Origin of the sequence: Corynebacterium tuberculostearicum (assembly GCF_022347235.1) — a bacterium.
GTDB classification, from domain to species: Bacteria; Actinomycetota; Actinomycetes; order Mycobacteriales; family Mycobacteriaceae; genus Corynebacterium; species Corynebacterium tuberculostearicum_F.
The window spans coordinates 13,859-38,671 of the sequence record NZ_JAKRDX010000016.1 but is presented as its reverse complement, the minus strand read 5'-3'; the positions used below and the strand labels follow the sequence as shown (position 1 = coordinate 38,671).

Annotated in this window: 18 protein-coding genes; 9 read left to right on the top strand and 9 right to left on the bottom strand. The window is 60.4% G+C overall.

Annotated features, from left to right (window positions below; translation table 11 throughout):
* Positions 1-58: 58 nt before the first annotated feature.
* From hflX to MHK09_RS09150, 3 genes are all read left to right on the top strand, one after another.
* A complete protein-coding gene (gene hflX / locus MHK09_RS09160; protein ID WP_250413360.1) occupies positions 59-1,552 on the top strand; it encodes a GTPase HflX in 1,494 nt (497 codons plus the stop codon).
* Between the two features lie 31 nt (positions 1,553-1,583).
* Complete coding sequence (locus MHK09_RS09155; protein ID WP_250413359.1) at positions 1,584-2,864, top strand: uracil-xanthine permease family protein; 1,281 nt, start codon at positions 1,584-1,586, stop codon at positions 2,862-2,864.
* A gap of 131 nt (positions 2,865-2,995) precedes the next feature.
* On the top strand, positions 2,996-3,985 hold the full coding sequence (locus MHK09_RS09150) for an HNH endonuclease signature motif containing protein (RefSeq protein WP_250413357.1): 990 nt from the start codon (positions 2,996-2,998) through the stop codon (positions 3,983-3,985).
* A gap of 68 nt (positions 3,986-4,053) precedes the next feature.
* On the opposite strand, the gene MHK09_RS09145 is transcribed toward MHK09_RS09150, so the two are convergent.
* The 3 genes from MHK09_RS09145 to MHK09_RS09135 are packed head-to-tail and all read right to left on the bottom strand — an operon-like array spanning position 4,054 to position 7,489.
* Positions 4,054-4,323, bottom strand: coding sequence for an HPr family phosphocarrier protein (locus tag MHK09_RS09145; RefSeq protein ID WP_005325102.1), 270 nt, complete (start codon positions 4,321-4,323; stop codon positions 4,054-4,056).
* Between the two features lie 54 nt (positions 4,324-4,377).
* Positions 4,378-6,510 carry a PTS fructose transporter subunit IIABC gene (locus MHK09_RS09140; RefSeq protein ID WP_250413355.1) on the bottom strand — a complete coding sequence of 711 codons (2,133 nt, stop codon included), beginning with the start codon at positions 6,508-6,510 and terminating at the stop codon, positions 4,378-4,380.
* Positions 6,511-6,523: 13 nt separating this feature from the next.
* Complete coding sequence (locus MHK09_RS09135; protein WP_250413354.1) at positions 6,524-7,489, bottom strand: 1-phosphofructokinase family hexose kinase; 966 nt, start codon at positions 7,487-7,489, stop codon at positions 6,524-6,526.
* A 197-nt stretch (positions 7,490-7,686) separates the two neighbouring features.
* On the opposite strand from MHK09_RS09135, the gene ptsP reads away from it, so the two are divergent.
* A complete protein-coding gene (ptsP, locus tag MHK09_RS09130; protein ID WP_250413352.1) occupies positions 7,687-9,375 on the top strand; it encodes a phosphoenolpyruvate--protein phosphotransferase in 1,689 nt (562 codons plus the stop codon).
* Positions 9,376-9,401: 26 nt separating this feature from the next.
* On the opposite strand, the gene sugR is transcribed toward ptsP, so the two are convergent.
* Both sugR and lexA read right to left on the bottom strand, forming a co-directional pair.
* Positions 9,402-10,184, bottom strand: coding sequence for a transcriptional regulator SugR (gene sugR, locus MHK09_RS09125; protein ID WP_005325096.1), 783 nt, complete (start codon positions 10,182-10,184; stop codon positions 9,402-9,404).
* 359 nt (positions 10,185-10,543) lie between these two features.
* A complete protein-coding gene (gene lexA, locus MHK09_RS09120; protein WP_204608703.1) occupies positions 10,544-11,248 on the bottom strand; it encodes a transcriptional repressor LexA in 705 nt (234 codons plus the stop codon).
* Between the two features lie 730 nt (positions 11,249-11,978).
* Between lexA and nrdR the strand changes: the two genes are divergently transcribed.
* Positions 11,979-12,437 carry a transcriptional regulator NrdR gene (gene nrdR, locus MHK09_RS09115; protein WP_005328590.1) on the top strand — a complete coding sequence of 153 codons (459 nt, stop codon included), beginning with the start codon at positions 11,979-11,981 and terminating at the stop codon, positions 12,435-12,437.
* Here the strand turns inward: nrdR and hrpA are convergent.
* Positions 12,434-16,321, bottom strand: coding sequence for an ATP-dependent RNA helicase HrpA (gene hrpA, locus MHK09_RS09110; RefSeq protein ID WP_250413350.1), 3,888 nt, complete (start codon positions 16,319-16,321; stop codon positions 12,434-12,436). The genes nrdR and hrpA overlap by 4 nt on opposite strands.
* Positions 16,322-16,427: 106 nt before the next feature.
* On the opposite strand from hrpA, the gene MHK09_RS09105 reads away from it, so the two are divergent.
* Positions 16,428-17,336: a hypothetical protein gene (locus tag MHK09_RS09105; RefSeq protein WP_250413349.1), complete on the top strand. Its 909-nt coding sequence runs from the start codon at positions 16,428-16,430 to the stop codon at positions 17,334-17,336.
* Between the two features lie 89 nt (positions 17,337-17,425).
* Here the strand turns inward: MHK09_RS09105 and MHK09_RS09100 are convergent, their stop codons facing one another.
* Positions 17,426-18,370, bottom strand: a complete 945-nt coding sequence (locus MHK09_RS09100; protein WP_250413348.1) for a hydrogen peroxide-inducible genes activator — start codon at positions 18,368-18,370, stop codon at positions 17,426-17,428.
* Positions 18,371-18,530: 160 nt separating this feature from the next.
* Between MHK09_RS09100 and MHK09_RS09095 the strand changes: the two genes are divergently transcribed.
* Both MHK09_RS09095 and ahpD read left to right on the top strand, forming a co-directional pair.
* Entirely contained in the window at positions 18,531-19,124 is a 594-nt protein-coding gene (locus tag MHK09_RS09095; protein WP_005328586.1) for a peroxiredoxin, read from the top strand.
* Between the two features lie 97 nt (positions 19,125-19,221).
* Entirely contained in the window at positions 19,222-19,746 is a 525-nt protein-coding gene (gene ahpD, locus MHK09_RS09090) for an alkylhydroperoxidase, AhpD family (protein ID WP_204608707.1), read from the top strand.
* Between the two features lie 88 nt (positions 19,747-19,834).
* On the opposite strand, the gene MHK09_RS09085 is transcribed toward ahpD, so the two are convergent.
* Positions 19,835-22,378: a DEAD/DEAH box helicase gene (locus MHK09_RS09085; protein ID WP_250413347.1), complete on the bottom strand. Its 2,544-nt coding sequence runs from the start codon at positions 22,376-22,378 to the stop codon at positions 19,835-19,837.
* Between the two features lie 34 nt (positions 22,379-22,412).
* A complete protein-coding gene (locus tag MHK09_RS09080) occupies positions 22,413-23,477 on the bottom strand; it encodes a PAC2 family protein (RefSeq protein WP_250413346.1) in 1,065 nt (354 codons plus the stop codon).
* 242 nt (positions 23,478-23,719) lie between these two features.
* Between MHK09_RS09080 and MHK09_RS09075 the strand changes: the two genes are divergently transcribed.
* The gene (locus MHK09_RS09075) at positions 23,720-24,805 is read left to right on the top strand and encodes a DUF4192 domain-containing protein (RefSeq protein ID WP_250413345.1); all 1,086 of its coding nucleotides are present in this window, start codon (positions 23,720-23,722) and stop codon (positions 24,803-24,805) included.
* Positions 24,806-24,813: the final 8 nt, after the last annotated feature.

The following is a 24,813-nucleotide window of genomic DNA, read 5'->3' as shown; positions in this document are numbered from 1 at the left end:
CCAGCTAAGAATCCGCAATTCCCGCTTTCGGCCGCAACGTGCCAAAATGAGAGGTAGTATGACCGAATTTTCCCAGCACAATAACGACGATCTCCTCGCCCGCGCGTTCCGCGATAACGACGCCCCAGCCGCACCAGAGGCGACGCCCACCACCGGTGACCTTGACCTGGCAGAGCGTAACGCCTTCCGTCGCGTTACCCGTGAGACCACCATCCGCGCTGAGGACACCACCGATGGCTACGAGGTGGAGTACCGAAAGCTGCGCCTCGAGCGCGTCATTCTGGTTGGCGTGTGGACCGAAGGGACCGTGGCCGAAGTCGAAGCCACCATGGACGAGCTTGCAGCGCTGACCGAGACCGCCGGCGCCGAAGTAGTAGAGATGATCTACCAAAAGCGCGATAAGCCGGATTCCGGCACCTTCATTGGCTCCGGCAAGGTCAAGGAATTGCGCGACATCGTCGAGGCCACCGGCGCCGATACCGTGGTGTGCGATGGCGAGCTCAATCCTGGCCAGCTCACCGCTCTCGAGCGCGCGCTTAACACCAAGGTCATTGACCGCACGATGCTCATCCTTGACATCTTTGCCCAGCACGCCAAGTCCAAAGAGGGCAAGGCGCAGGTTTCCTTGGCGCAGCTGGAATACCTCTACACCCATACCCGTGGTTGGGGCGGCAACCTTTCGCGCCAGGCGGGCGGACGCGCCGGCTCCAACGGCGGCGTCGGCCTGCGTGGTCCCGGTGAGACCAAGATTGAGACGGACCGCCGCCGCATCCGCACGGAGATGGCCCGGCTGCGCAAGGAGCTGCGCGCTATGAAGACCGCCCGTGAGGTCAAGCGTTCCAAGCGCCAGCGCTCGACCATCGCGCAGATAGCCATTGCCGGCTACACCAACGCCGGAAAGTCCTCGCTCATTAACGCCATGACCGGCGCCGGCGTGCTGGTGGAGGACGCACTCTTTGCCACGTTGGACCCCACCACTCGCCGTGCCACGCTTGCCGACGGCCGCCAGGTTGTCTTCACCGACACCGTCGGCTTTGTCCGCCACTTGCCCACGCAGCTGGTCGAGGCGTTCAAATCCACCCTGGAAGAGGTGCTGGCCGCTGATATTATGTTGCACGTGGTCGATGGCTCTGACCCATTCCCGCTCAAGCAGATTGAGGCCGTCAACCAGGTCATTTATGACATTGTCGCGGAAACCGGGGAACAGGCCCCGCCCGAGATCATCGTGATCAATAAGATCGACCAGGCCGACCCGCTAGTGCTCGCCGAGTTGCGTCACGTACTCGACCACGAGGACGTCGTCTACGTATCCGCGCGCACGGGCGAGGGAATCGACGAACTTACCGCGCGCGTGGAGCTTTTCCTCAACTCCCGCGACAGCCACGTCAAGCTGCAGGTTCCCTTCACCCGCGGCGATGTGGTGGCCCGCGTACATGCCGAGGGCACGGTGCGCCACGAGGAGTACACGGCTGATGGCACGCTTGTCGACGTCCGCCTTCCCGCACCCACCGCCCACGAACTCGCCGAATTCATCGTGGAGGAAGTTTCCTAAAACCACCCCGGGTGATCCATAATTAAGGCTCGTGAGCTTAAAAGGTTGGACCGTCCACGGAGACGGTAAAAGGATTGCACCGGGCGCGGTCGTAGCGCCGGAAGAACGACTCAGCTGGGGCCGAACCATCGGCATCGGAATGCAGCACGTGGTGGCCATGTTCGGCGCTACGCTTTTGGTTCCCACCTTGACCGGATTCCCCGTCAATACGACGCTGCTCTTTTCCGGCCTCGGAACCATATTGTTCCTGCTTATCACCCGCAACCGGTTGCCGTCCTACCTCGGCTCCTCGTTCGCGTTCATCGCGCCGCTTTCGGCGTCGCAACAGTACGGCATCGCCGCGCAAGCCGGCTCCATTTTGGTCACCGGCCTCGTCTTGGCCGCGGTGGGTGTGGTAGTCAAAATCGCCGGCCGCCGCGTGCTCGATGCCGTCATGCCGCCGGCCGTCACCGGTGCGATTGTGGCCCTCATCGGCCTGAACCTAGCGCCGAATGCGGCCGAGAACTTTGCCTCCCAGCCGCTCGTGGCCGCCGTGACACTGCTCGTCATCGTGCTGGCCACCGTCGCCGGCCGCGGCATGGTCTCGCGTCTGTCCATCCTGCTCGGTGTGGTCGTCGGCTGGATTTTCGCCGCGCTGACCGGCAACCTCGGCGATGACGCCGTGGCGGCCATCGATGCCGCCCCGTGGGTGGGCCTGCCGGAATTCCACGCGCCTTCCTTCAACGTCTCCGCCATTGCCGTGGCACTTCCTGTGCTGGTAGTTCTCATCGCGGAAAACGTCGGCCACGTCAAGGCTGTCTCCGAGATGACAAAGCGCGATCTCGATGACCTAGCCGGTGACGCCCTCATTGCCGATGGCCTCGCGTCCACCCTTGCCGGCGGCTTTGGCGGCTCCGGTACCACGACCTACGCCGAAAATATCGGCGTGATGGCCGCAACCCGTGTATATTCCACCGCCGCCTACTGGGTAGCAGCCTTTACCGCCATCCTTTTGGCCTTTGTGCCGAAGTTTGGTGCGCTGATTTTCACCATCCCGACCGGCGTCCTGGGCGGTGCCTGCATCGTGCTGTATGGACTCATCGGCATGCTGGGTGTGCGCATCTGGATGGATAATGAGGTTAATTTCAATAACCCGGTCAACCTGACTGCGGCCGCGGTGGCGCTTATCGCGGGCATCGGCAACCTGACCCTCACCGTGGGCGGGGTCTCCCTCGAGGGCATTGCGTGGGGCTCGGTAGGCATCATCGTGGCCTATCCGATTATGAAGAAGCTCTACGATTCCGTCGGCGAGGGGCACGGCGCCAAGTACTAAATTTCCACCTGTGGATAACTGCCCGTCGCGCGCCCGCGGCGGGCAGTGTTGTTGACGGGCCAACGCGGGTTATCCACAGCGGGCCGATATGCGGCTCGCGAAGGCGTGCGGGGGCTATTTTACTTAGCGGCATGACCGCATTGGACGCATACTTAAACGCAGTGAACGCCGGCATGGACATTGTCGCCGCCGTTCAAGGGCTGAGCGATCGCGAGCTCATCGCGCGGGGCGCCTCCGACATCGCCGCGCGCGACCTGCTGCGTCTATGCGATACCTATTTCGGCCGGTGCGGCTTTGCTGCCAAACAGCGAGCGGCGCGGCAGACTAGGCATTCCCTCGACGTGCTACTGCTGATTGAAAAGTATGCCCTGCGCTTGCCGACGCAGCGGGATGCCTGGACCCTACGCACCGAACTGTGTGCCTTTCGCGGCAGCGCCACCGCCCTGGAAAAGCGTGCCCGCGCCTTGGTACGCGAACTGCGACCGCGCCGTACGCCCGAAAAGGGAGTGCGCATTACCCGCCGCTCCGGCGGCCCATGGTCACTGACCATTACCGGGGATTCGGCCGATGTGGCGGATATGCACGCTGCCTTAGACGCCAATAAGCCCCTGGAATCTGCCAAAGACCTCTTCTTTGGCAAGGCGGATGCGACGCGGGCGACGGTGACGACGCAGGTGGTTCTCACCCTTGATGAACTCGACCGAATAGTCGACGGCGGCGGCGAGGAAATCACCCTCCAACTCACCAATGGCGCTCGAATCACCGGAGCGGAGCTTGTCGCGCGGACACTGAGCGATCACGGCTATGTCACGCTCGCCCATCCCCACGAGGGGCCGGTCAACCTCTACCGGACCTCGCGCGTGGCCAACGACAAGCAGCGGCTCATGGCGGCTGCGGTCAACCCGGTATGCCCGTGGGAGAGCTGCAATTATCCCGCCGACAAGTGTCAGATTCACCACCTCAAAGCCTGGAAGCATGGCGGCGAGACCAACGCTGCGAACCTTGCGACCTGCTGTCCCTATCACAATGGCGTCAATGACGATGACCCCAACGCCCCGCCGCGCCGAGGCCGGCTAGCCCGGGTGCGCGGGCAGGTGAGGTGGGTGCCACCGTGGGGATAGGTGGCGTCGGCAAGCGAAAAGCTCCCCACCGCGCGGGTGGGGAGCCTAAAGTGGAACCGTTTTAGGACTTAGGAAGCGTCCAGGTCCTTCTCGATGAGAGCAGCAATCTTTTCCACTGCTTCTTCGTTTTCAGAAGTGACGGTAACCTCATCGCCCTGTTCTGCGCCAAGAGCCATGATCATCAGGGAAGAGGCCGCATCGGTCTCGTCCTCATCATCGTCGCCGACCAGGTTGAGGAAGATATCCTCATCGAACTCGCCGGCAGCGTCCGCGATAATAGATGCAGGACGTGCGTGCAGGCCTACAGAGGAGCCAACCTTTACAGTCTTGGAAGCCATCGAAAATATCCTTTCTTACGGGGATTTTTAGAATCCAGTGTACGAGTGTTTGGTTTATGCTGCCACGTTCTGGGCGGCTTCTTCGGCGGCCTTGTTAGGCCAGAACTGCTTCATCGCCAGCACCGCCGCAGTGGAGACAACCACGCCGGCCGCAATGGCCACGAGGTAGCCCCAGAACGGGTCGATGGCGAAGAAGACGAACACGCCGCCGTGCGGGGCACGGGAACCGACCGACAAAGCCATCGAAATCGCGCCCGTCACCGCGCCGCCGGCCATCATCGAAGGAATGACGCGGAACGGATCGGCCGCCGCAAACGGGATGGCGCCCTCCGAGACGAAGGACAGACCCAGCAGCCAGGCAGACTTGCCGTTCTCCTGCTCGGCCGGGGTAAACAGCGACTTGCGGATAAACGTAGCCAGCGACAGCGCAATTGGTGCGACCATGCCGGACGCCATGACGGCGGCCATGATCTGCATGGAGGACTCGTCACCGGTAGACAGCCCGGCCGTGGCGAAGAGGTAGGCCGCCTTATTGACTGGGCCGCCCAAGTCGAAGCACATCATCAGGCCGAGAATGATGCCCAGCAATACAGCCGAGGAACCGGACATGGACGATAGCCAATTTTGCAGGCCTTCCATGATGGCTGCCAACGGTGCACCCAGCAGCAGGTACATTGCGAGGCCGACGATTAGAGAGGTCAGCAGCGGGATAATAACAACCGGCATGAGCGAGCCTAGCCAACGCGGTACCTTCCAGTTGCCAATCCACATCGCGATGAAGCCTGCCAGCAGACCGGTAACCAGACCACCGATGAAGCCAGCGCCCAAGGTGACCGCGATCGCGCCGCCCGCGAAGCCCGGGGCGATGCCCGGACGGCCGGCGAGCGCGTAGGCGATATAGCCCGACAGCGCGGCGACGATGAAGCCCATTGCTGCTTGGCCTATAGCGAAGAGAACTGCGCCAAGGTAGAGCAGCAGGCCGGAGCGCTCGAAGTGCATGAGTTCGCCGTCAATGGTCACGTCGTGGCCGGGGAGGTTGCCGAGCGAAAAGTCCGTCGATAGTGCCTGCCAGCCGTTGGCCATATCGGCGCCGCCGAAAAGGAAGCCGAGGGCGAGCAGCAGGCCGCCGGCCGCGACGAACGGGACCATATAGGACACGCCGGTCATAATTGCCTGTTGGATGCGCTTGCCCCAACCGAGCGACTGACCTTCTTCTTCCGCGTCGGCGTGGGTAGCGGTGCCAGAGACCTTGTGGGCGTGCGGGTTGTGAGCGGCAGCGACGGCCTCGTCGAGCATGGTGCCGGGCTCATTGATGGCGCGTTTGACGCCAGATTCGATTACCGGCTTGCCGGCGAAGCGTTCGCGGTCGCGCACGCCGACGTCCGTGGCGAAGATGACTGCATCGGCCGCGTCGATTGTGGATTGGGAGACAGACTCATTATTAGACGAGCCCTGCGTCTCAACGGTCAGAGATACGTCATCGCGCTCGGCCGCGGTTTGGGTGAGGGCGTCGGCCGCCATGTAGGTGTGGGCGATGCCGGTGGGGCAGGCGGTGATGGCCACGATGCGGGTGACATCGGCCGAAGATTCTGCGTCGGTAGGGGATGCGGCCGAGGGCGCCGCGGCGGAGGAGCCGACGGCACCGGCGGCGGCAGTGCCGGCAGCAGTTGCGGCAGTGCCGGCAGCAGCGCCCTGGGCGGCCGGTTCTTCGATTGGCTTCTTCTTCGGCTTTTCGGCATTGACTACGTCCAGGACAAGCCGGACGAATTCTTCCTTGGTGGGGGAGTTGCGCAGGGACTCGAGGAAGTCCTTGCGCACTAGAGCGCGGGCCAACTTGGACAGAATCTTCAGGTGGGCTTTGCCACCGCCGGCTGGGGCCGCGATGAGGAAGACGAGCTGGGCGTCGCCGTCGGGGCCGGAGAAATCCACGCCGCGGCTCAGGCGGGCGAATGCGAGGGTGGGTTCGGTCACGGCCTCGGAGCGGCAGTGCGGAATGGCGACTCCGCCAGGGACGCCGGTACCGGCCTTGGCCTCGCGGTCGATGGCGGGCTGTGCCAAACCGGCGATGTCGGTGGCTCGGCCGGTGTCATGGACTAGCGTGGCCAGGTTAGTGATGACGGAGTCAACGCTGTCGCCGAAGTCAGCGTCGAGCGCGACTAGGTCGGTAGTGATGAGGTCGGAAGCCATGATTAGGCACTCCTTAGGCTAGCGAGTTTACGAGGGTATGTGCGATATCGAGTTCTTCTGGGCGAGGGAATTGGGTGCCTTGTTTGGATGCAGCCGCAGTTCCGTAGGCCACCGACTGCGCGAGACTATCGGCCGGCGACTTACCGGTGGTGCGGCCGAGGAGGTATCCGGCGAGCGCGGCGTCACCGGCGCCTACGGTGGATTTCACCGTTGCTGGCGGTGGAGTTGCAGCCCAAGCGCCATCCGCGGTAACCAGCACCGCGCCGGCACCGCCAAGGGTGACGAGTACTTCTGCGATGCCCTGCTTGACGACGTCCCGGGCCGCCCGAACAACCCCCGAGTACTCGCCGCGTGCGGCCTGGTTTTCTAGTTCGCGGCCGTCGGTTCCGGTGAGCTGGCCGAGCTCTAGGCCGTTCGGCTTAATGAGATCCGGCGCAGCAGAATTGAGGCTTTCGCCAATGGCCTGCATTGGGGCATCTGACGTATCGACGGCAATGCGAGCCTGTGGTGCGGCCGCGCGGACCGCGGAGATGAGGTCGCAATACCAATCGGTGTTAACGCCACGCGGCAGGGAGCCGGCTAGGACCACCCAGTCGGAGGCAAGGGCGCGGGCGGTGAGCTCGGAGGTAATGGCGCGGGAGTCGGCGTCGGAAAGCACGGGGCCTGGGCCGTTGACCTTGGTGGTAGTGCCATCAGGCTCTGTGATGGTGGTATTGACGCGAACTGTGCCGTCCATGGGGATTGCAGAGGAAGGTAGCCCGGCCGAGTGGATGAGATTTAGGAAAGAATCGGAGTCGTGGGCCGGGAAAAGAGCCAAGGATTGCTCGCCGGCCAAGTGCACGGCATGGGTGACGTTTACACCCTTGCCGCCAGCAACCTGTGTGACCTCGCTGGCCCGGTGGACATCACCGGAGGTCAATGGCTCGCTGAGCACAAGGGTGGCGTCAATACTGGGATTGGGGGTCAGCGTGAGAATCAAGTTGTCCCTTTCGCAGGTTGTATATTGGGGCCGAACGCCGTTGGGGAGAACCTCGCGGGCATGGCCCGCCCTTAATGTTGATTCTTGTCCGATTGTGTCCGAAAGTCAACAGAATTTCTGTGGTATACATTGCTTTTCTATCCGATTTGTGGTGTTCTGGAAGTTAATAAACCGCTATCTTCGAAGGAAGTACGCTCATGGAAAACGCGTCTGAGTCCACAATCAAAGGAACCGGTGTCGTTGCCGGAGTCGCCTACGCCGAAGCCGTGTGGGTCCGCCCTCGCCCGGCCCTGCCTACCGAGGGAAGCATTGACCCAGAGCAAGCGAGCGATTCTGAATATGACCGCTTCCTTGCGGCCGTAGATACTGTCGCTGGCCGCTTGGAGCAGCGGGCTGCTGCCGCCGAAGGCCAGGCTGCGGAAGTTCTGACGGCAACGGCCGGCATGGTTAAGGACCGTGGTTGGCATAAGGCGGTGCGCAAGAATATCCGCACCGGCCGGGATGCGGAATTCGCCACTGTCGGTGCCACCGATAAGTTTGTCACCATGTTCGAGGCCGCTGGCGGCGTGATGGCAGAGCGCACCACTGACTTGAAGGACGTGCGCGACCGCGTAATCGCAGAGTTGCGCGGCGAGGACGAGCCGGGCCTGCCGCTCGTAGACGGCGAGGCCGTGCTGTTCGCGGACGATTTGGCTCCGGCCGATACCGCGACGCTGGATACCAAGCACATCAAGGCCCTTGTCACCGAGCTTGGTGGACCTACCAGCCATACGGCCATCATCGCCCGTCAGTTGGATATTCCGTGCATCGTTGCTGTAGGTGCCGCGCTGAGCGATATTGAAAGCGGCACGCTGGTATTTGTCGATGGCGCAGTGGGCGCCGTCACCCTTGGGGCCGACGAAGAGGCTTCCAGAAAGGCTGTGGCCGAGTACCGCGAGCGTGCGGCACGCGTTGCCCGGTGGCGCGGCCCGGCTGAAACCAAGGACGGCCACCGCGTGCAGCTGCTTGCCAATGTCGCTGATGGCAACGCCGCCCGCATTGCTTCGGATTCGCAGGCAGAGGGTATCGGCCTGTACCGCACGGAACTATCGTTCCTCTCGGCCAGTGAAGAGCCCAGCGTTGACGAGCAGGCAAAGATTTACGGCAAGGTCTTTAATGCCTTCCCTGAATCCAAGGTTGTCGTGCGTACGCTAGATGCTGGCTCCGATAAGCCCATTTCCTATGCCACGCTGAGCTCCGAAGAAAACCCAGCATTGGGTGTTCGTGGTCTGCGTATTGCACGCGATAATGAGGCTTTGCTGACCCGCCAGCTGGATGCGATTGCTCAGGCGGCTGAGGCTCGCGATGACAAAGCCTCTACCTGGGTGATGGCTCCTATGGTTGCCACCTCTACTGAGGCCCAGTGGTTTGCTGGCCTGTGTCGCGAGCGCGGCCTGACTGCCGGCGCGATGATCGAGGTTCCGGCCGCAGCGCTCATGGCGGATAAGATTATGCCGCACCTTGATTTCGTGTCCATCGGTACCAATGACCTGACTCAGTACACGATGGCTGCGGACCGCCTGTCGCCTCAGCTGGCCTACCTGACCGACCCGTGGCAGCCGGCTGTGCTGCGGCTCATTCAGCACACCTGCATCGTGGGCCAGGCCAATAACGTTGCGGTAGGCGTGTGCGGTGAGGCAGCAGCCGACCCGATGTTGGCCTGCGTGCTTACCGGCTTGGGTGTGAATTCGCTATCCGCAGCGTCGACGGCTGTAGCAGGCGTCGGCGCGCAGCTGGCAGAGGTTACCCTGGAACAGTGCCAGCAGCTTTCCGAGGTGGCGCTGGATGCGGAAAGCCCTGACGCTGCCCGTACCGCAGTGGTCGAGCGCATGGAGTCCTTCGCCTAAAGTAGGCGAAGGATCGGGGGAGGGGATTATTCGCTGGCGAGCACGACCTCAATCTCGCGTTCGCGCAGCGCCTCCACGAAGGAATCGGGGGCAGCGGCGTCAGTGATGACGACGTCGATATCGGCGGCAGAGGCGAAACTTACCAAGTAATCATTGCCCAGCTTGCTGGAGTCACACATGACCACAACCTTGTGGGCATTGGTGACGAAAGCGGATTTGATGGCTGCCTCTTGGGAGTCGGCCGTCGACAAGCCATGATCCAGGGTTAGGGCATTGGTACCGATAAATGCGACGTCGGCACGCATCATAGCCAGGGTGCGCAGTGCGGTATCGCCAACGACGGCTTGGGTAATCGCGCGGACCGTACCGCCAAGTAGCTGGACGTCAGGCACGCCATTGCCTGCAAGAGACAGCGCAATAGGCAGGCTATTGGAGACAATATTAAACTGCGCCTGCGGGTATTGCTGTCCAATGAGCTCCGCGAACGCGTTAATGGTGGTGCCTGCGTCCAAGAAAATGCTGCCGCCGCCCTGGGGAAGAAAATCTAAGGCCGCGCGGGCGATAGCCGCTTTTGCGCCGGAGGCAGACCGCTGGCGGGTATCCAGGGTGAGCTCCGCGGTCTGGAAGGATTGGGAGGCTACTGCGCCGCCATGCACGCGATGGACGACGCCCTCACGGTCGAGCACCGCAAGGTCGCGGCGGATGGTCTCGGCCGTAACTTCGAAGCGTTCTGAGAGCTCAGTGACGTTGACGCGGCCTTCAACGGCGGTGAGGGAAGCAATTTGGCGACGCCGCTCTTCTGCGTACATGATTCCTCCTTGAATCTAGAGACATCGCGTCATGGCGTGGGGGTAAAAATTGCCACTTTATGCGGAAGTGAAAATCCGGCGATGTTGTTTTGCTTAGTCCATTGTCTCAAAAATCGGGAATAAACGGACTAAAGCAAAAATTTGCACGGCGGCATTCTATATCCGGTGCGCTGAAGTACCTGGTCAGAGGCAAAAGTGGGAAAGTGGGATTTTCGTCTCTTTTGGTGTCCGGGTCCGAAATGGAGCCAAAATGGGGGTGGCAGGAAACGGGCCGCGTCAACGAAGGGTGTACATAGATAGACCCCGCAAGGGCCACGCTTGGCCCTTGCGGGGGTATAGAATCTGCGTCAGGTGCGTGGTTAAAGCTTGCGGAATACCGATACGACCTTGCCCATGATTTCCGCATCATCGCCGTTGATGGGAGCGTAGGCCTCATTGTGAGGAAGTAGCCACACACCGGAGGAATCGCGGTGGAACTCCTTGACGGTAGCTTCAGATCCTTCGAGCAGGGCGGCCACGAACTCGCCCTCTTCTGCAACTGACTGGGAGCGAATGATTACCCAGTCGCCGTCAAGGATGCCGGCATCCTGCATCGAGTCGCCGACTACTTGCAGCATATAAAGGTCGCCGCCACCGACCACCTCGTCAGGCATTGGGAAGTATGTGTCTACGTTTTCTTCCGCGGTAATGGGCGCACCCGCTGCGATTCGGCCAACCACAGGAATGTAGGAAACAGCACCTGCCTCTGCGGGAACCTGCTGTTCGGGCTTAGCCGGTTTGCGGCCCGGCTTCTTGGCGCCATCGTCGGTATTTAGGTGTCGAACATCTACGGCTCGCGGCTTATTTGGGTCACGACGCAAGAAGCCCTTTTCTTCCAATTGCTTTAGCTGGTAGGCAACAGAGGAGGTGGACTGCAGGCCTGCTGCGTCACCAATTTCGCGGATGCTTGGTGGGTAACCACGCAGCATGACGGCGTCACTAATGACGTTAAGAATTCGTCGCTGGCGGTCAGACAGGGAAGCGTAGTCGGTCTTCTCGGTGGTCTTCTTTGGCTTGCGGCCCATTGCTGGCTCCTCGGAGGGGATCGGCTGGATTTATCGGTGGTCTGTTAGCTGGCGGCGCTGAAAAGTTGCCACACGTCATTTGTAGCACGAAAAGTACAGATGTTCGAGATTTGCGTGTTGGGGTGGACAAGTATTCGAAGCGATGCTATAAATCGAACGTACCAACTAAATCGAACATTATGGCGACTGGGTGTCATGACGTGTCGCATGAGGCGCCTACGGTGGGTTCAGTCGTCGAAAGGAAAGTTATGTCTCTGCTGATCAATTCTCGCAATAACCTGGTAACTCGCAAAGCTTCCGAACCTGTAGTGGTGCCTTCTGCGTCCGTGTGGGATGTGGAGCGCGGCTACGGTTCTGCGGCCCGCGGCACCGAAAGCTCTCGGTATGTTCGAACCCTACGTGTGGAAGATCGCACGACCTATCGTTCGAACCGTACGTCGGCCGGAGGCTCTGGGAACAGATCGAATAGGGGACGAAACAGTGTGGGTGAGTCGAACACAGGTAACTACGCATTGGGTGCAGTGTTTGGTGTCGCGGTCTTTGTGGGCACATTGCTAGGGGGACTTGCGGGCACTGAAGGAAATAGTGCTCCTCAACCCCCGGCTTCTGGTGTGCAGCAAGTTGAAGCTGCAGTAGCGCACTAGGGGCTACAGCGGGGTGAAGCCCAGTGGCCGCACGGAATTGGAGATGAGTAAACTACTGGCGTATCAACGTCAGTGAAAGGACCACTGTGTATTGCCCCTTTTGTCACAATGAGCAATCCCGCGTCATTGACTCGCGTGTGGTCGATGCTGGAGCGTCGATTCGGCGCCGGCGCGAGTGTGCTTCGTGCAAGGGGCGCTTTACCACGGTTGAGAAGGCCGTGTTGCTTGTGGTGAAGAGAAACGGTCTGGCCGAGCCCTTTAGTAGAGATAAATTGATTCGCGGTGTGCGCCGTGCCTGCCAGGGGCGAGATGTGAGCGACGATGCCTTGAAGAAGCTGGCGCAAGAAGTGGAGGAGACCGTGCGCAGTCATGGCTCCTCGCAGGTCAACGCGAACGAGATTGGCTTGGCCATCCTAGAGCCACTGCGTGACCTTGACGAGGTGGCCTATCTGCGCTTCGCCTCTGTATATAAATCCTTTGAAAGCGCAGATGACTTTGAATCCGAGATTCGCCTGATGCGAAGGCGCGATCGCGAGGACTTTTAGCGCAGTTTGTCCACCGCCTTTTGGATGCGCCGGAGTGAAACGGCATGGGCTGTGCCAAGGCGCTGAGCAAAAAGGGAAACTCGAAGTTCCTCTATCATCCAACGCACGTCCTTGACCTCGCGGGTCTTTTCGCGGCCGGCCGGTAGATTGCGCAGGCGGTTGGATAGGTAGGCCTTGGCGTTATCTACCTCGGCTTGACGGTCTGCATCGCGGTCGGGGTCAAGGTTCATATCCTCTAGGCGAATGCGCATGGCTTGGATATATCGCGGTAGATGGCGCAGATGGGACATTCCATGGACAGTGATGGCGTTTCGGGGAAGGAGGAAATCCAATTGTGCGCGCATGTCATCGATTGCTGGACCGTCCCAATGAGCAAGTTCCGCTCGCAGGTTGGAGTATTCGGCGAGTCCGGGGGCAATAGCTACCACTGCCTGGCGTACGCGGCCTGGGACCTGGGGCTTGACGGTGTCCTTGAGCTTCTGAAACGCCGCGGGGGTGCGGACGGGCCCGCCGGCTTCGAGCATCAGGTCGCGGATCGCGGCGATGCGGGCGTCATTGACAAGGCCGTCGGCGCCGCCGTGCGGATAGGAATCGACGGCGACGCGCTGTTGCAATGGCAGGCCCTTGACCATTTGGGAGGCGTTGACGGATATCTCACGCATGAGGAGCGTAAGGGTGGTCGTTACCATGGCGGCATCTGCGGCGGCCTTGGTGGGATGAACCTTGAGTTCGACGCCGTCCTTGGTAGCGACCAGGGCAGGGTAGGCGGTGACTTCGTGGCCGTCGACGGTGGTCGTAACCGTGTCATCGATGGTGCCGAGGGTGTCGTCGGTCCATTCGCTAACGGCGGTGGACTCGGAGGTGCGCGAGACGCGGGATACGGAGGACTTGATGTGTCCGGCCTGCCGTCGGACGAGCGCCGCGAGGTCGCGGTCCGAGTCGACGATTTTGCCGCGCTTATCGATGGCCCCGTAGTTCATCCGCAGGTGGGCGGGTAGCTTGCTGGCCTGGAAGTCGGTGGCGTTGATTCCTTGACCGCCGAGTTCGCGGAGGACGTCGGCAAGCTGCTGGGTGATGGGGCCTTCATAAGGGATGAGGCGGTCGATGGCGCGCTCGGCAAATTCGGGCGCGGGTACGACAGTGCGGCGCAGGGCCTTGGGCAGGCTGCGGATGAGCTCGGTGACGAGCTCGAGACGCAGACCCGGAACGAGCCAATCGAAGCCTTCGGTATCCAAGCCGGCGAGCATAGGAATGGGAACCATTACGGTGACGCCGTCGAGAGGATCGCCGGGCTCGAACTTGTAGGTCAGTTCGTAATCGATAGAGCCCTTGCGCCAGTGGTCGGGGAAGGATTCCTCGGTGACCTCGTGGGAGTCGTCGATGAGCTTTGCGGGATCAAAATCCAGCAGGTCAGGAGTGCGGCGGCGCTCCTTTTTCCACCACGAGTCAAAGTGGCGGCCAGTGGTAACTTTTTCCGGAATGCGCTGGTCATAGAAATCGAAGAGCGTGTCTTCGTCTACGATGAGGCCGCGGCGGCGGGCCTTTTCTTCGTATGCGGCGGCGTCGTCAAGCGCTTGGGCGTTGGCCTTGAAAAAGGCGTGGTGGGTGTTCCAGTCGCCGGCGATAAGGGCGTTGCGGATGAACATATCGCGGGCAGCGGTGGGATCGACGCGGTGGTAGGGAACGGTGCGGTCGGCCACGATGGGCACGCCGTAGAGCGTGGATTTTTGGTGCGCGATGGCGGCGGCGCGCTTGCGAGACCAGGTGGGCTCGGAGTAGTTGTGCTTGAGCAGGTCCGCGCCGAGCTTTTCTACCCAGGCAGGATCGATGGCGGCGACATCGCGCGCCCAGAGGCGGGAAGTTTCCACCAGCTCGGCAGCCATGAGGAACTCGGGAGGCTTTTTAGCCAGGGCGGAGCCGGGGAATACCAGGAAGCGGGTGTTGCGCGCGCCCTGGAACTCCTTGGAATTGCCATCGCGGGCGCCGATATTGGAGAGCAGGCCCGAAAGGAGGGACATGTGGATGTCATCGGAGCGGCGCTCGGTGCCTTCCTGGTAGGTCCAGCCCAGCTGCTTGGCGACGTCCTTGAGCTGGCGCACCAAGTCAAACCACTCCCGGATGCGCATGTAGTGGAGGAATTCCTGCTTCATGCGCTTGCGGAACTTATTGCCGGATTGCTCATTGCGGGTTTGCTTGATGTAATCCCACAGCTTGAGCATGGACAAGAAATCCGAGGTCTTGTCCTTGAAGCGGGCGTGGGCTTGGTCGGCCTGGGCTTGGAAGTCGAGGGGACGCTCGCGCACATCTTGGATGGTCATGGCGGCAACGATGACCATGACATCATCAAGGCATCCGTTGGTATTGGCTTCAATGAGCATGCGCGCCATGCGCGGATCCAGGGGGATGCGGGCAAGATCGCGGCCGATGGTGGTCAGCGAGGGCTTGTCTTGCTTGTCGTGGAGGGCACCGAGCTCGTGGAGAAGCGTGAGACCATCGCGGATGGCCTTGTGCTCGGGCGGCTGGATGAAGGGGAATTGTTCGATGTCGCCTAGCTTGAGCGAGACCATCTGCAAGATGACGCTGGCGAGGTTGGTGCGCAGAATCTCTGGGTCGGTGAATTCGGGGCGGCTTTCAAAGTCCTGTTCGCTATAGAGGCGAATGGCGATGCCATCGGCAACGCGGCCGCAGCGGCCGGAGCGCTGGTTGGCGGAGGCCTGCGAGATGGGCTCGATAGGCAACCGCTGGACCTTGGTGCGCGTGGAATACCGCGAGATGCGGGCGGTGCCGGTATCGACGACATAGCGGATGCCGGGCACGGTGAGCGAGGTTTCGGCGATATTGGTGGCCAAGACGATGCGGCGGCCGCGGTGCTCGCTAAACACGCGGTGCTGCTCTTGGTTAGATAGGCGGCCAAAGAGAGGAGTGACCTCGACGTTTTTCCATTTCTTGCCTTCGATGGCTTCCATGGCATCGCGGATATCTCGCTCGCCAGGGAAGAAGCACAGGATATCGCCGTCGCCTTCGCGCATGAGCTCTTCGATGGCCTCGGTCAAGCCGTCGAGCGGGTCTTGGTCCACGACTTTTCCGCCGGCCTCGAATTCGAGTGGCCGGTAGCGGATTTCTACGGGGTAGGTGCGGCCGGAGACCTCGATAATGGGGGCGGGGTTGCCGTCGGCGTCGGCAAAATGGGCGGCGAAGCTTTCAGGGTCGATGGTTGCGGAGGTGATGATCACCTTGAGGTCGGGACGCTTGGGCAATAGGCGCTTCAAGTAGCCCAAGAGGAAGTCAATATTGAGCGAGCGCTCGTGGGCCTCATCGATAATGATGGTGTCGTACTTATTAAGGAAGCGGTCGCGTTGCATCTCGGCGAGCAGAATGCCGTCGGTCATCAGCTTGACGGCGGTGGTCTCAGAGACGCGGTCATCGAAGCGGATGGCGTAGCCGACGGACTCGCCGATTTTCTGGTCCAGTTCCGAGGCGATGCGTTCGGCCACGGTGCGCGCTGCAATACGGCGCGGCTGGGTATGGCCGATGAACCCGCGCCGGCCGCGGCCTAGCTCGAGACAGATTTTCGGGATCTGGGTGGTCTTACCAGAACCGGTCTCACCAGCGATGATGACGACCTGGTTGTCCCGAATTGCCTCGGCGATATCGTCCTTGCGGGCGGTGACGGGGAGGGCGTCGGGGTAGGTGATGGTGGGAACGGCGGCGTCGGTAAGTGCGACGCGATCGGCCGCGGCATGGATTTCAGCGCCGATTTCTCGCAGAGCTTTAGGCGCACGGGCCTTCTTGAGGCGGCGGCGGAAGGAGCGCGCCTCGGCCAAAGTGACATTTTCGAGTGCGGCGAAGAGCTCGTCGCGAGAAGGGGATTCGTTCTTAGTCATGACTAGGCAACGAGTTTACCCGTCCACCTGAAATGAGGAAAAAGTTGTTAAAGTTAAAATACTTATCCATTTTTCTATGTGCATTCCTGAAGGAGGAGCACCGCCTATGACAAACCCGTATGCGGGTGGAAATGATGATTTTCCGCGCTACGAGCCGACCGATCACCCCGAGGACCGACCAAACTACGGACAGCTTCCGTCCTATGGCGGAAGCCATGAAGAAAATACCCAAGGCTATGTGGGCTACCAAGCAGGCCAGCGGCCGTTTACCGGTAAGGCCTCCGCAATAGATGCGGTTTCTTGGGCTTTTCGGACTGTCTTTGGCAATTGGAAGCTGTGGATTCTGGGAGCACTAGCGCTTTTTGTTCTAAGTATCGTTTTTGTAGCCATTGCTGGCGGCATTAATGCCGCGAGCTACTCCGGCTCGGGTGAGCCAACCGCGGGTTCTTGGGTTTCTCAGCTCATTTCGACTGTCCTAAGCCTTGTATTGTCGCTGGTAATTATGCGCCTAGCGCTTTTCCAGATCGATGACGCCCGCACCGGTTGGGGTTACCTTTTTAAGAACGTGCGTTGGTGGCAGCCGCTGGTCATCATGCTTGTCATCGGGGCGGTGGCGAGCCTCATTGCATTCGCTGCAGTAGGCGGAACTGTCTATGGGTTGCTTAACGACGCCGAGAATATGACGGAGGACGAAGCAGTTGCGGCAGTATTAAGCGTCATGGGCATCATGGCCGTGATTTCGCTGATTAGCTTCTTTATCCAACCATTCTTCTCGCTGATGCAATGGTTCGCGGCCGACGGCGATAGCGTTGGTGACGCCGTGAAGAAGGGCTTCCAGGCAGGTAAGAACAACTACGGTCAAATGTTGCTATTGGCAATTTTGAACTTTTTCATCATTGTGGCCGGCTTCTTGCTTTTGGGCATCGGCCTTATCGTGGCGTATCCGGTGACGCTCTTGGCACAGGCGCATATGTTCCGCCAGTGCGCGGGCCGCAACATCTTTCCACAGGCGTAGCGCACCATAGTTGAAGGCCACCGTTCCAGTTAGGGGCGGTGGCCTTTGGTGTGCTTGGCGACGCCCCCGTGTGGGGCCGCCGGGTGAGACTACTGCCGGGAGCGCTCAATCGCCTTGTTACAGGCGGCGGTGATGAGCGTGCCGAATTCGCGGAATTCCTCGGCGCGGGCGGCGGAGGAACGGAACACGAGGCCCACCTCGCGTTCGGCGGTGACATCGGAGGCAAAGTGGGCGATGGCGACGTCCTTGCCGTGGCATTCGGTGGCTAGGGCGGACTCGGGGACGAGGGTGCAGCCCAGGCCGCCCATGACCAGCTGCATGATGGTGGTTAGGGAAGAGGCCCGGGTGACGGAATTGGTGGCCTCGGCTGGGTTGATATCGGCATGGCGGCAGAGGTCGACTACTTGGTCGCGCAAGCAGTGGCCGTCGTCAAGCAGCAGTAAATCCAAGTCCTTGAGCTCCGCAAGCTCGACATCCTCGCGGCCGGCGATGGGGTGATCGGGCGGGCAGACAATGGAGAATTTCTCCGTGTACAGCGGGCTATCGACCATGCCGGTGGCCTCCGACGGAAGGGCCATGATGGCAAGATCCAAGTTGCCATTGCGCAGGCGAGTAATGAGGTGCTGGGTTTGCTCCTCGACGAAGCGCGGCTCGAGGTCCGGGTAGGCTTCAGCCAGCATGGAGAGTAGATCGGGAAGGATGTAGGGGGCGATGGTGGGGATAACGCCGATGGTCAGCGGGCCGGCGAGGGTGCCGTTGGCGCCGCGAGCGTGGGCGAGGAAGGTATCGGCGGCTTCAAGAGTGGCCTTGGCGTAGGGGAGGAGGGTCTCACCGGCCGAGGTGACGATGACTTTGCGGGTAGAGCGCTCGATAAGCTGCAGGCCCAAGCCCTGCTCGAGGGCAACGAGGCCCTGAGAGAGGGAGGGCTGAGAGATTTCGAGTTTGGCGGCCGCGGTACCAAAGTGCTTGTTTTCCGCAACGGTGACAAAGGTGCGCAGCTGAGCAAGTGTAGGGCGATACTCTTTATTATGCATGCCTATCACTCTAACACTTACCTATAGGATTTGCTATTGACGCGAACGGAAAAGATGGTATAACTGATCGTGTTGGGCCGGACACGGTCCGGCCCCGCTGCTTGTACGCCAAGCGGCAGGAAACTTAGAGGAAAAGCCTTTGCTAAAGGAGTTGAAGACTATGCCTATTTTGACCGTCGGCGAAAAGTTCCCAGAGTTCAACCTCACCGCCCTGACCGGTGGCGACCTGCATGACGTTAACGCTAACCAGCCGGAGGACTACTTCGAGCAGGTATCCTTGGACAAGTACGAGGGCAAGTGGAAGGTCGTCTTCTTCTACCCGAAGGACTTCACCTTCGTCTGCCCGACCGAGATCGCTGCCTTTGGCAAGCTGGACGAGGAATTCCAGGACCGCGATACCCAGATTCTCGGTGGCTCCACCGATAACGAGTTCGCTCACTTCAACTGGCGCGCAACCCACCCGGACCTGAAGGAAGTTCCTTTCCCAATGTTCTCCGACGTGCGCCACGACCTTATCCGTGCGCTGGGCGTAGAAAACGCCGATGGCGTTGCTGACCGCGCTACCTTCATCATCGACCCGGATGGTGTTATCCAGTTCGTTTCCGTTACCCCGGATGCTGTCGGCCGTAACGTAGACGAGGTTCTGCGCGTCCTCGACGCCCTGCAGTCCGAAGAGGTCTGCGCTTGCAACTGGGAGAAGAACGACCCAACCAAGAACATCAACAAGATGGACGTCGTTCAGTCCGCACTCTAAATCTCACTGAGATGCAGGTTCACCCCGCTTTCGTGGCGGGGTTTCCTTTTAAATCCAGCGCAGTAAATTCCTATCAAAACCTCAAAGGAGAAAAGCTATGTCTATTGATAATCTGAAGTCTTCCCTGCCGGAGTACGCCAAGGACCAGAAGCTCAACCTGGGCACCCTGACCCGTTCCAAGGACCTGGACGAGGAGCAGCTCTGGGGCTGCCTGCTGGCATCGGCAGCTGCAACCCGCAATGACACCGTGTTGTCTGAGATTGCGGAGGAAGCAAAGGAGCACCTCTCCGAGGAGGCCATTGAGGCAGCCTACGGCGCAGCCACCGTTATGGCGATGAACAATGTTGCCTACCGCGCCAAGGGCTGGTTGGGCGATGACTACGCACAGGTTAAGTTCGGCCTGCGCATGAACATTATCTCCAAGCCGGGCGTAGACAAGGCCAACTTCGAGCTGTGGAATACCGCAGTCTCCGCCATCAATGGCTGCGAGCACTGCCTGGGTGCCCACGCTCACGAGCTCAACGAGGCTGGCCTGAGCAAGGAGCAGGTCTGGGAGGCCGTCAAGGTAGCGGCCGTTGTCCAGGCTGTGGCACAGGCTGTCCAGATCGAGGCCGCACGCTAAAGTAGCCGGCCTAAAGCCGCCCTCGCGCTTGCCGACGCCCCCCTTACCCCGGGCGCGGCTGCCAGGGCGGCTTTGTCGTTTTCGCTGGCTAGTACTCCACGCGCAGGTCTGACAGCCGGACTTCGCCGGCCTCATCGGAGGCATCGAGATCTACCGTAGCGACGAACTGGTAGGCGTGGTCGCCGTCTGGGTCCTTGATGATCTGGCGCACGGACCATGCACGCGAGTCAGTATCGCCTAGGCGGAAAAACTCCGGGCCGCGGGCCTCGGGGCCGGAATCGATGTCATCATACTCATCGAAGTAATCATCTAGGATAGCGCCGAAGTCCGGGACCTCGTCCAAGTAATCGAGCAGCTCCGCCAAGCGGTCTTCCTTTTCCAAAGCAAAGAGCTGCACTAAGCGGAACATGTAATTGCGCACCATGATGGTAAAGGCGCGGCGATTGGCCGTGAGCGCGGTGGGGTCCTCCACGCCAAAGGCCAGCTCGCGGTCCACCGTGTCTTGGTCGATGGGGGAGTCTTCGCCGGCCATTTGCGCCCATTCGTCGACAAGCGAGGAATCCACCTGGCGGATAAGCTCACCTAGCCAGATAACGATATCTTCGAGCTCTGGAGTGTTGTACTCGTCTGGAATGGATTGCTTAAGAGTGCGCCAGGCGTCGGTCAGGTAGCGCAAAATCACCCCCTCGGAGCGGGCCAAGCCGTAGGTGGCGACCAGATCCGAGAAGGTCATGGCGTTCTCGAGCATGTCGCGCACCACGGACTTAGGCCGCAGATCGAATTCCTTGACCCACGCATTGGTTTCAGCGAAAGTATCGTAGGCCTGCTCCAATAGCTCCTCGAGCGGCTTTGGCCAGGTGATGTCTTCTACGATATTCATGCGGTCGGTGTAGTCCACCCCGTCCGCCTTCAGCGCGGCGATCTCTTCGCCGCGGCGCTGCTTCTGCTGGGCAATGAGCACCTGGCGCGGGTCATCCAGGATGGCCTCGAACACGGAAATGACGTCCAGGTTATAGGTTTCTGCCTCCGGATCCAGCAGCGAGAGCGCCGCCAGCGCGAATGGGCCCAGCGGCTGATTGAGCGCAAAGTCTCGCGGCAGCTCTCGCACCAAATGGTAGGGGCGACCGTAGATATCTAATCCCTTGGTCGATTTTTGCACCACGCCGGAATCTACTAGCCCGCGGAAGAGATCGAGTGCGGTGAGGATGTCTTTATTCTGCTTGCTGCGGTTATCGTGATTGTCCCGCAGCAGGTGGCGCATGTGGTCATAGCCATTGCCGTGGCGCGCCAAGACGTTGAGCAGCATGGAATTAGATACGCGGAACTGAGAGGTAAGCTGTTCCGGCTCAGCCTCAGTAAGGCGCGCGAAGGTCTTCTCGGACCAGGACACCTCGCCTTCGCGGGCGGACTTTTTCTTGAGCTTCTTCAAGCGCTTGGGGTCATCGCCGATGCGGCGGCGTTCCTTGGCATTTTCAATCTCGTGCTCGGGGGCCTCGACCACCACAGTGCCCTCGGTGTCATAGCCAGCGCGGCCGGCGCGGCCGGCAATCTGGTGGAATTCGCGCGATTTGAGGATGCGTTGGCGCTGTCCGTCGAACTTGGCAAGCCCAGTCATCAGCACGGTGCGGATGGGCACGTTAATGCCCACCCCCAGGGTATCGGTGCCACAAATGACCTTAAGCAGGCCTTTTTGCGCCAGGCGCTCTACCAAACGGCGGTATTTGGGTAGCATGCCCGCGTGGTGGATACCGATGCCCTTGCGCAGGAGCTTGGACAGATCCTTGCCAAAGGCAGTGGTGAAGCGGAAACCACCGATTTCCTGGGCAATCGCTTCCTTTTCTTCCTTGGTGATGATCCCCGAAAGCGAGGTAAGCGCCTGGGCGCGCTCGGCCGCTTCGCGCTGCGAGAAGTGCACCACGTAGATGGGAGCCTTCTTATCGGCCAAGAGCTCCTCGATGGTCTCGTGCACCGCGCTAAAGACATAGGAAAAGTCCAGCGGCACAGGACGCGTGGAGCCGGCGACGAGGTTGGTGGCGCGGCCGGTACGACGAGTGAGATCTTCCTCTAGCCACTGAGTATCGCCCAAAGTGGCGGACATGAGCAGGAACTGCGCCTTGGATAACTCCAGCAGCGGCACCTGCCAGGCCCAACCGCGGTCCGGCTCGGAGTAGTAGTGGAACTCGTCCATCACTACCTGGTCGATATTGGCCTCGGCGCCATCGCGCAGCGCAATATTGGCCACAATCTCGGCGGTGGCGGCGATGATGGGGGCATTGCCATTAACGGTGGCGTCGCCAGTCATCATGCCCACATTCTCGGCGCCGAAGATATCGCACAGGGCAAAGAACTTCTCGCTCACAAGGGCCTTAATCGGCGCGGTATAAAAACTGCGCTGGCCACGAGCTAGGGCGATGAAGTGTGCAGCATTAGCCACCATGGACTTTCCCGAGCCCGTAGGGGTAGCGAGGATGACATTATCGCCGGCCAAAATACCGAGCGAGGCTTCTTCTTGCGCTGGGTACAAATTGATACCCCGGCCGGTAGTCCACGAGGTAAAGGTATCCCAAATTGCCTCGTCTACGAGGGGGTCGGGTACTTCCGTTAAATCTGGCAGCAGCTGAGATAAGTTCACCCCCACCACCTTAGCGGCGATGGGGGCGGGTTAGTTAGATATCGTCACCTAAGTCGCCCTCGCCCGAAGCAGAATCAGGGCCATCCTTCCCATCATCGGACTGCGGGCCTTCCTCCTCGGCGGAATCTTCGCGGTCATCGATCTCGGTATTGATGATCTGCTGGCTTTCTTCTTCATCCAAGGAAGCCAAAAATGCCTGGAACTCCTCGCTGATTTCCTCACCGGTAGGCATGGGCTCCTCGCCAGGCATGATCGCCTGCGGATGCTCCTTGCGGTAGCGCTCCATATAAGCGTCATACTGCTGCTCGAGTTGTTGGACTACGCCTTCAATCTCATCCGAGCCACCAACTTGCTCCTCCAGCTGGTTTTCCACGCGAGAAATATCGGCCTCAATGCTGCCTAAAGGAATATTGAGGCGCGCCGCCCGCGCCACCGAATCCAGCAACTGGAACGTGGCCTGCGGATAAGGCGAAGCTGCCAGATAATGCGGCACGTGGACGGTATATCCAGCCACGGTGCGGTGCTTATCCGCCAGAGCCTTTTCCAGATACAGTGCGGCGGAGCCCGGCACCATCATGGTGGAATCCATCGAGAGCATGTGCTCGGTCAAGCGGGAGGAGGTGCCATGGGCCGTAACCACCGTGGGGCGGGTATGCGGCACCGGCATCGGCGCGGCATAGAGCATGATGGTGTCTTCGATATTGAACTTTTCCACCAGCTTCACCACGGCGGTAGTAAACGCCTCCCAGCGCATGTCTGGTTCAGGGCCAGACAGCAGTAGGAAGGTCTTGCCGGAATTATCGCGCAGGACCTTAATACCAAGATCCATGGACTCGATTTCCAGCGCCCGATCCTTATCAATCGTGATGGCTGGGCGGCGCGAGCGGTAATCAATCAGCTCATCAGAGTTAAACGATGCCAGCTGACGGCCTTCCAAAGCGGCCTTCAGGTGGTCAGCACTTGCCTCAATGGCCTGGCCAGCGTCAGCATATCCGTGCATGGCAACAATCATGGTGGGGCCTTGTCCGTCACCGGAATCATCCCTAATCACCGGAGCCGGATATTCCAGCTCATACATGCGGCGATCTTCTTCGTGCATGTTGTGTTACCTCCTTGCTTTCTTACCTACCCCAACGCCGCGCGCGTGCTTACTATTCCCGCGCGCACTGCGAGGTTAAATAAACAATTGTGCCCCAAACCGCTGCGCATTGCCAGCGCAATCGCGGGCGGGGTGTGGAAAGCCGCTTGCCGACGCCCCCTTCACCCCACCTATCCACAGATCCCCACCACCTAGCCCCTGGTGGCCTATACAGAGTTGCGCGCGAGGTTGAAGCTGGGGCCATGGACATCACAACACCAACTCAGCCCATCCGTACGCCCGGCGATATCCTCGCCAATATCCCAGGAATCCTCGGATTCTTTCCTACCGAATCAGTCATCCTCATCTCCATCCAACCCAGCCAACGCGGACACAGCATCGGACCAGTAGCCCGCCTCGATCTGCACGATGTGCCTGGTGCCCTGCACGAGGTGATGGAAGCGTTTCACTGCGGAAACCCCGAAATCATTTTCTGCTTCGTGCTCTCCCAGCGCAAGGAAGGAGAGCTCTGGGACATTCTGCAGTCTCTATACCATTTCCAAGACCGGACAGGTATGGGCATCGATGCCTGCTGGCTGGCCGAAGAACTATCCACCGATACCGCCTATGACCTCATCTTTGGCCACGCCACAGAAAGCGGCGAGGGCCCGCTGCAGAACTGGATGGAAGGAACCATACCCGCCATCTCGACGAGCCACACGATGCGCGCTTGCGTGAATAACGGCATGCTGCCGGAACTTAGCCGCCATGACATGGTGCAGCGCTTTAAGGACCCGAACCCATACTTTGGGGAAGAAGAGATTAGGGCCATGGAGCGATGCGCCGAAGAGATTGCCCGCCAATTGCGCGCCGGGCACGGATACGGCACCACAGATCCAGTGCAGGTGGTCAAACACCTCATCGCCGATGTGCGCTATGTGCTCAGCGAGGTCGAATCGCTGGAGGAAACCCTAGAAAATGAAGAATTGTTGTGCGTGGCAGCCATGTGGATGTCTACCACCTGGACCCGTGACCTAGTCATTGCGGAGCTCGTCTCCGCACCGCAGGAAGCAGGAGACCTGTTATTGGCGGTAGCCCGTACATTCCAGGGGTCTATTCGCTATAACGCCCTAGCTTTATATGCTGCTAGCCAGGTGTCCCACGAATTCGGAATTTATGCCGGTCCGGCGCTTTCCGTAGTGGTAGAAGAGGCGCCCCATCACAATTTGGGGCGCCTCATAGCGCAGGGATATCGCAGTGGTATGGGAAAGCGGTTGGTCTCCAGCCTATGCCATGGCTGCGAGCTAGCCCGCGAAGCGGCGGGGCTCCACGTCGACAGCCCCGCCTAACACGCGCG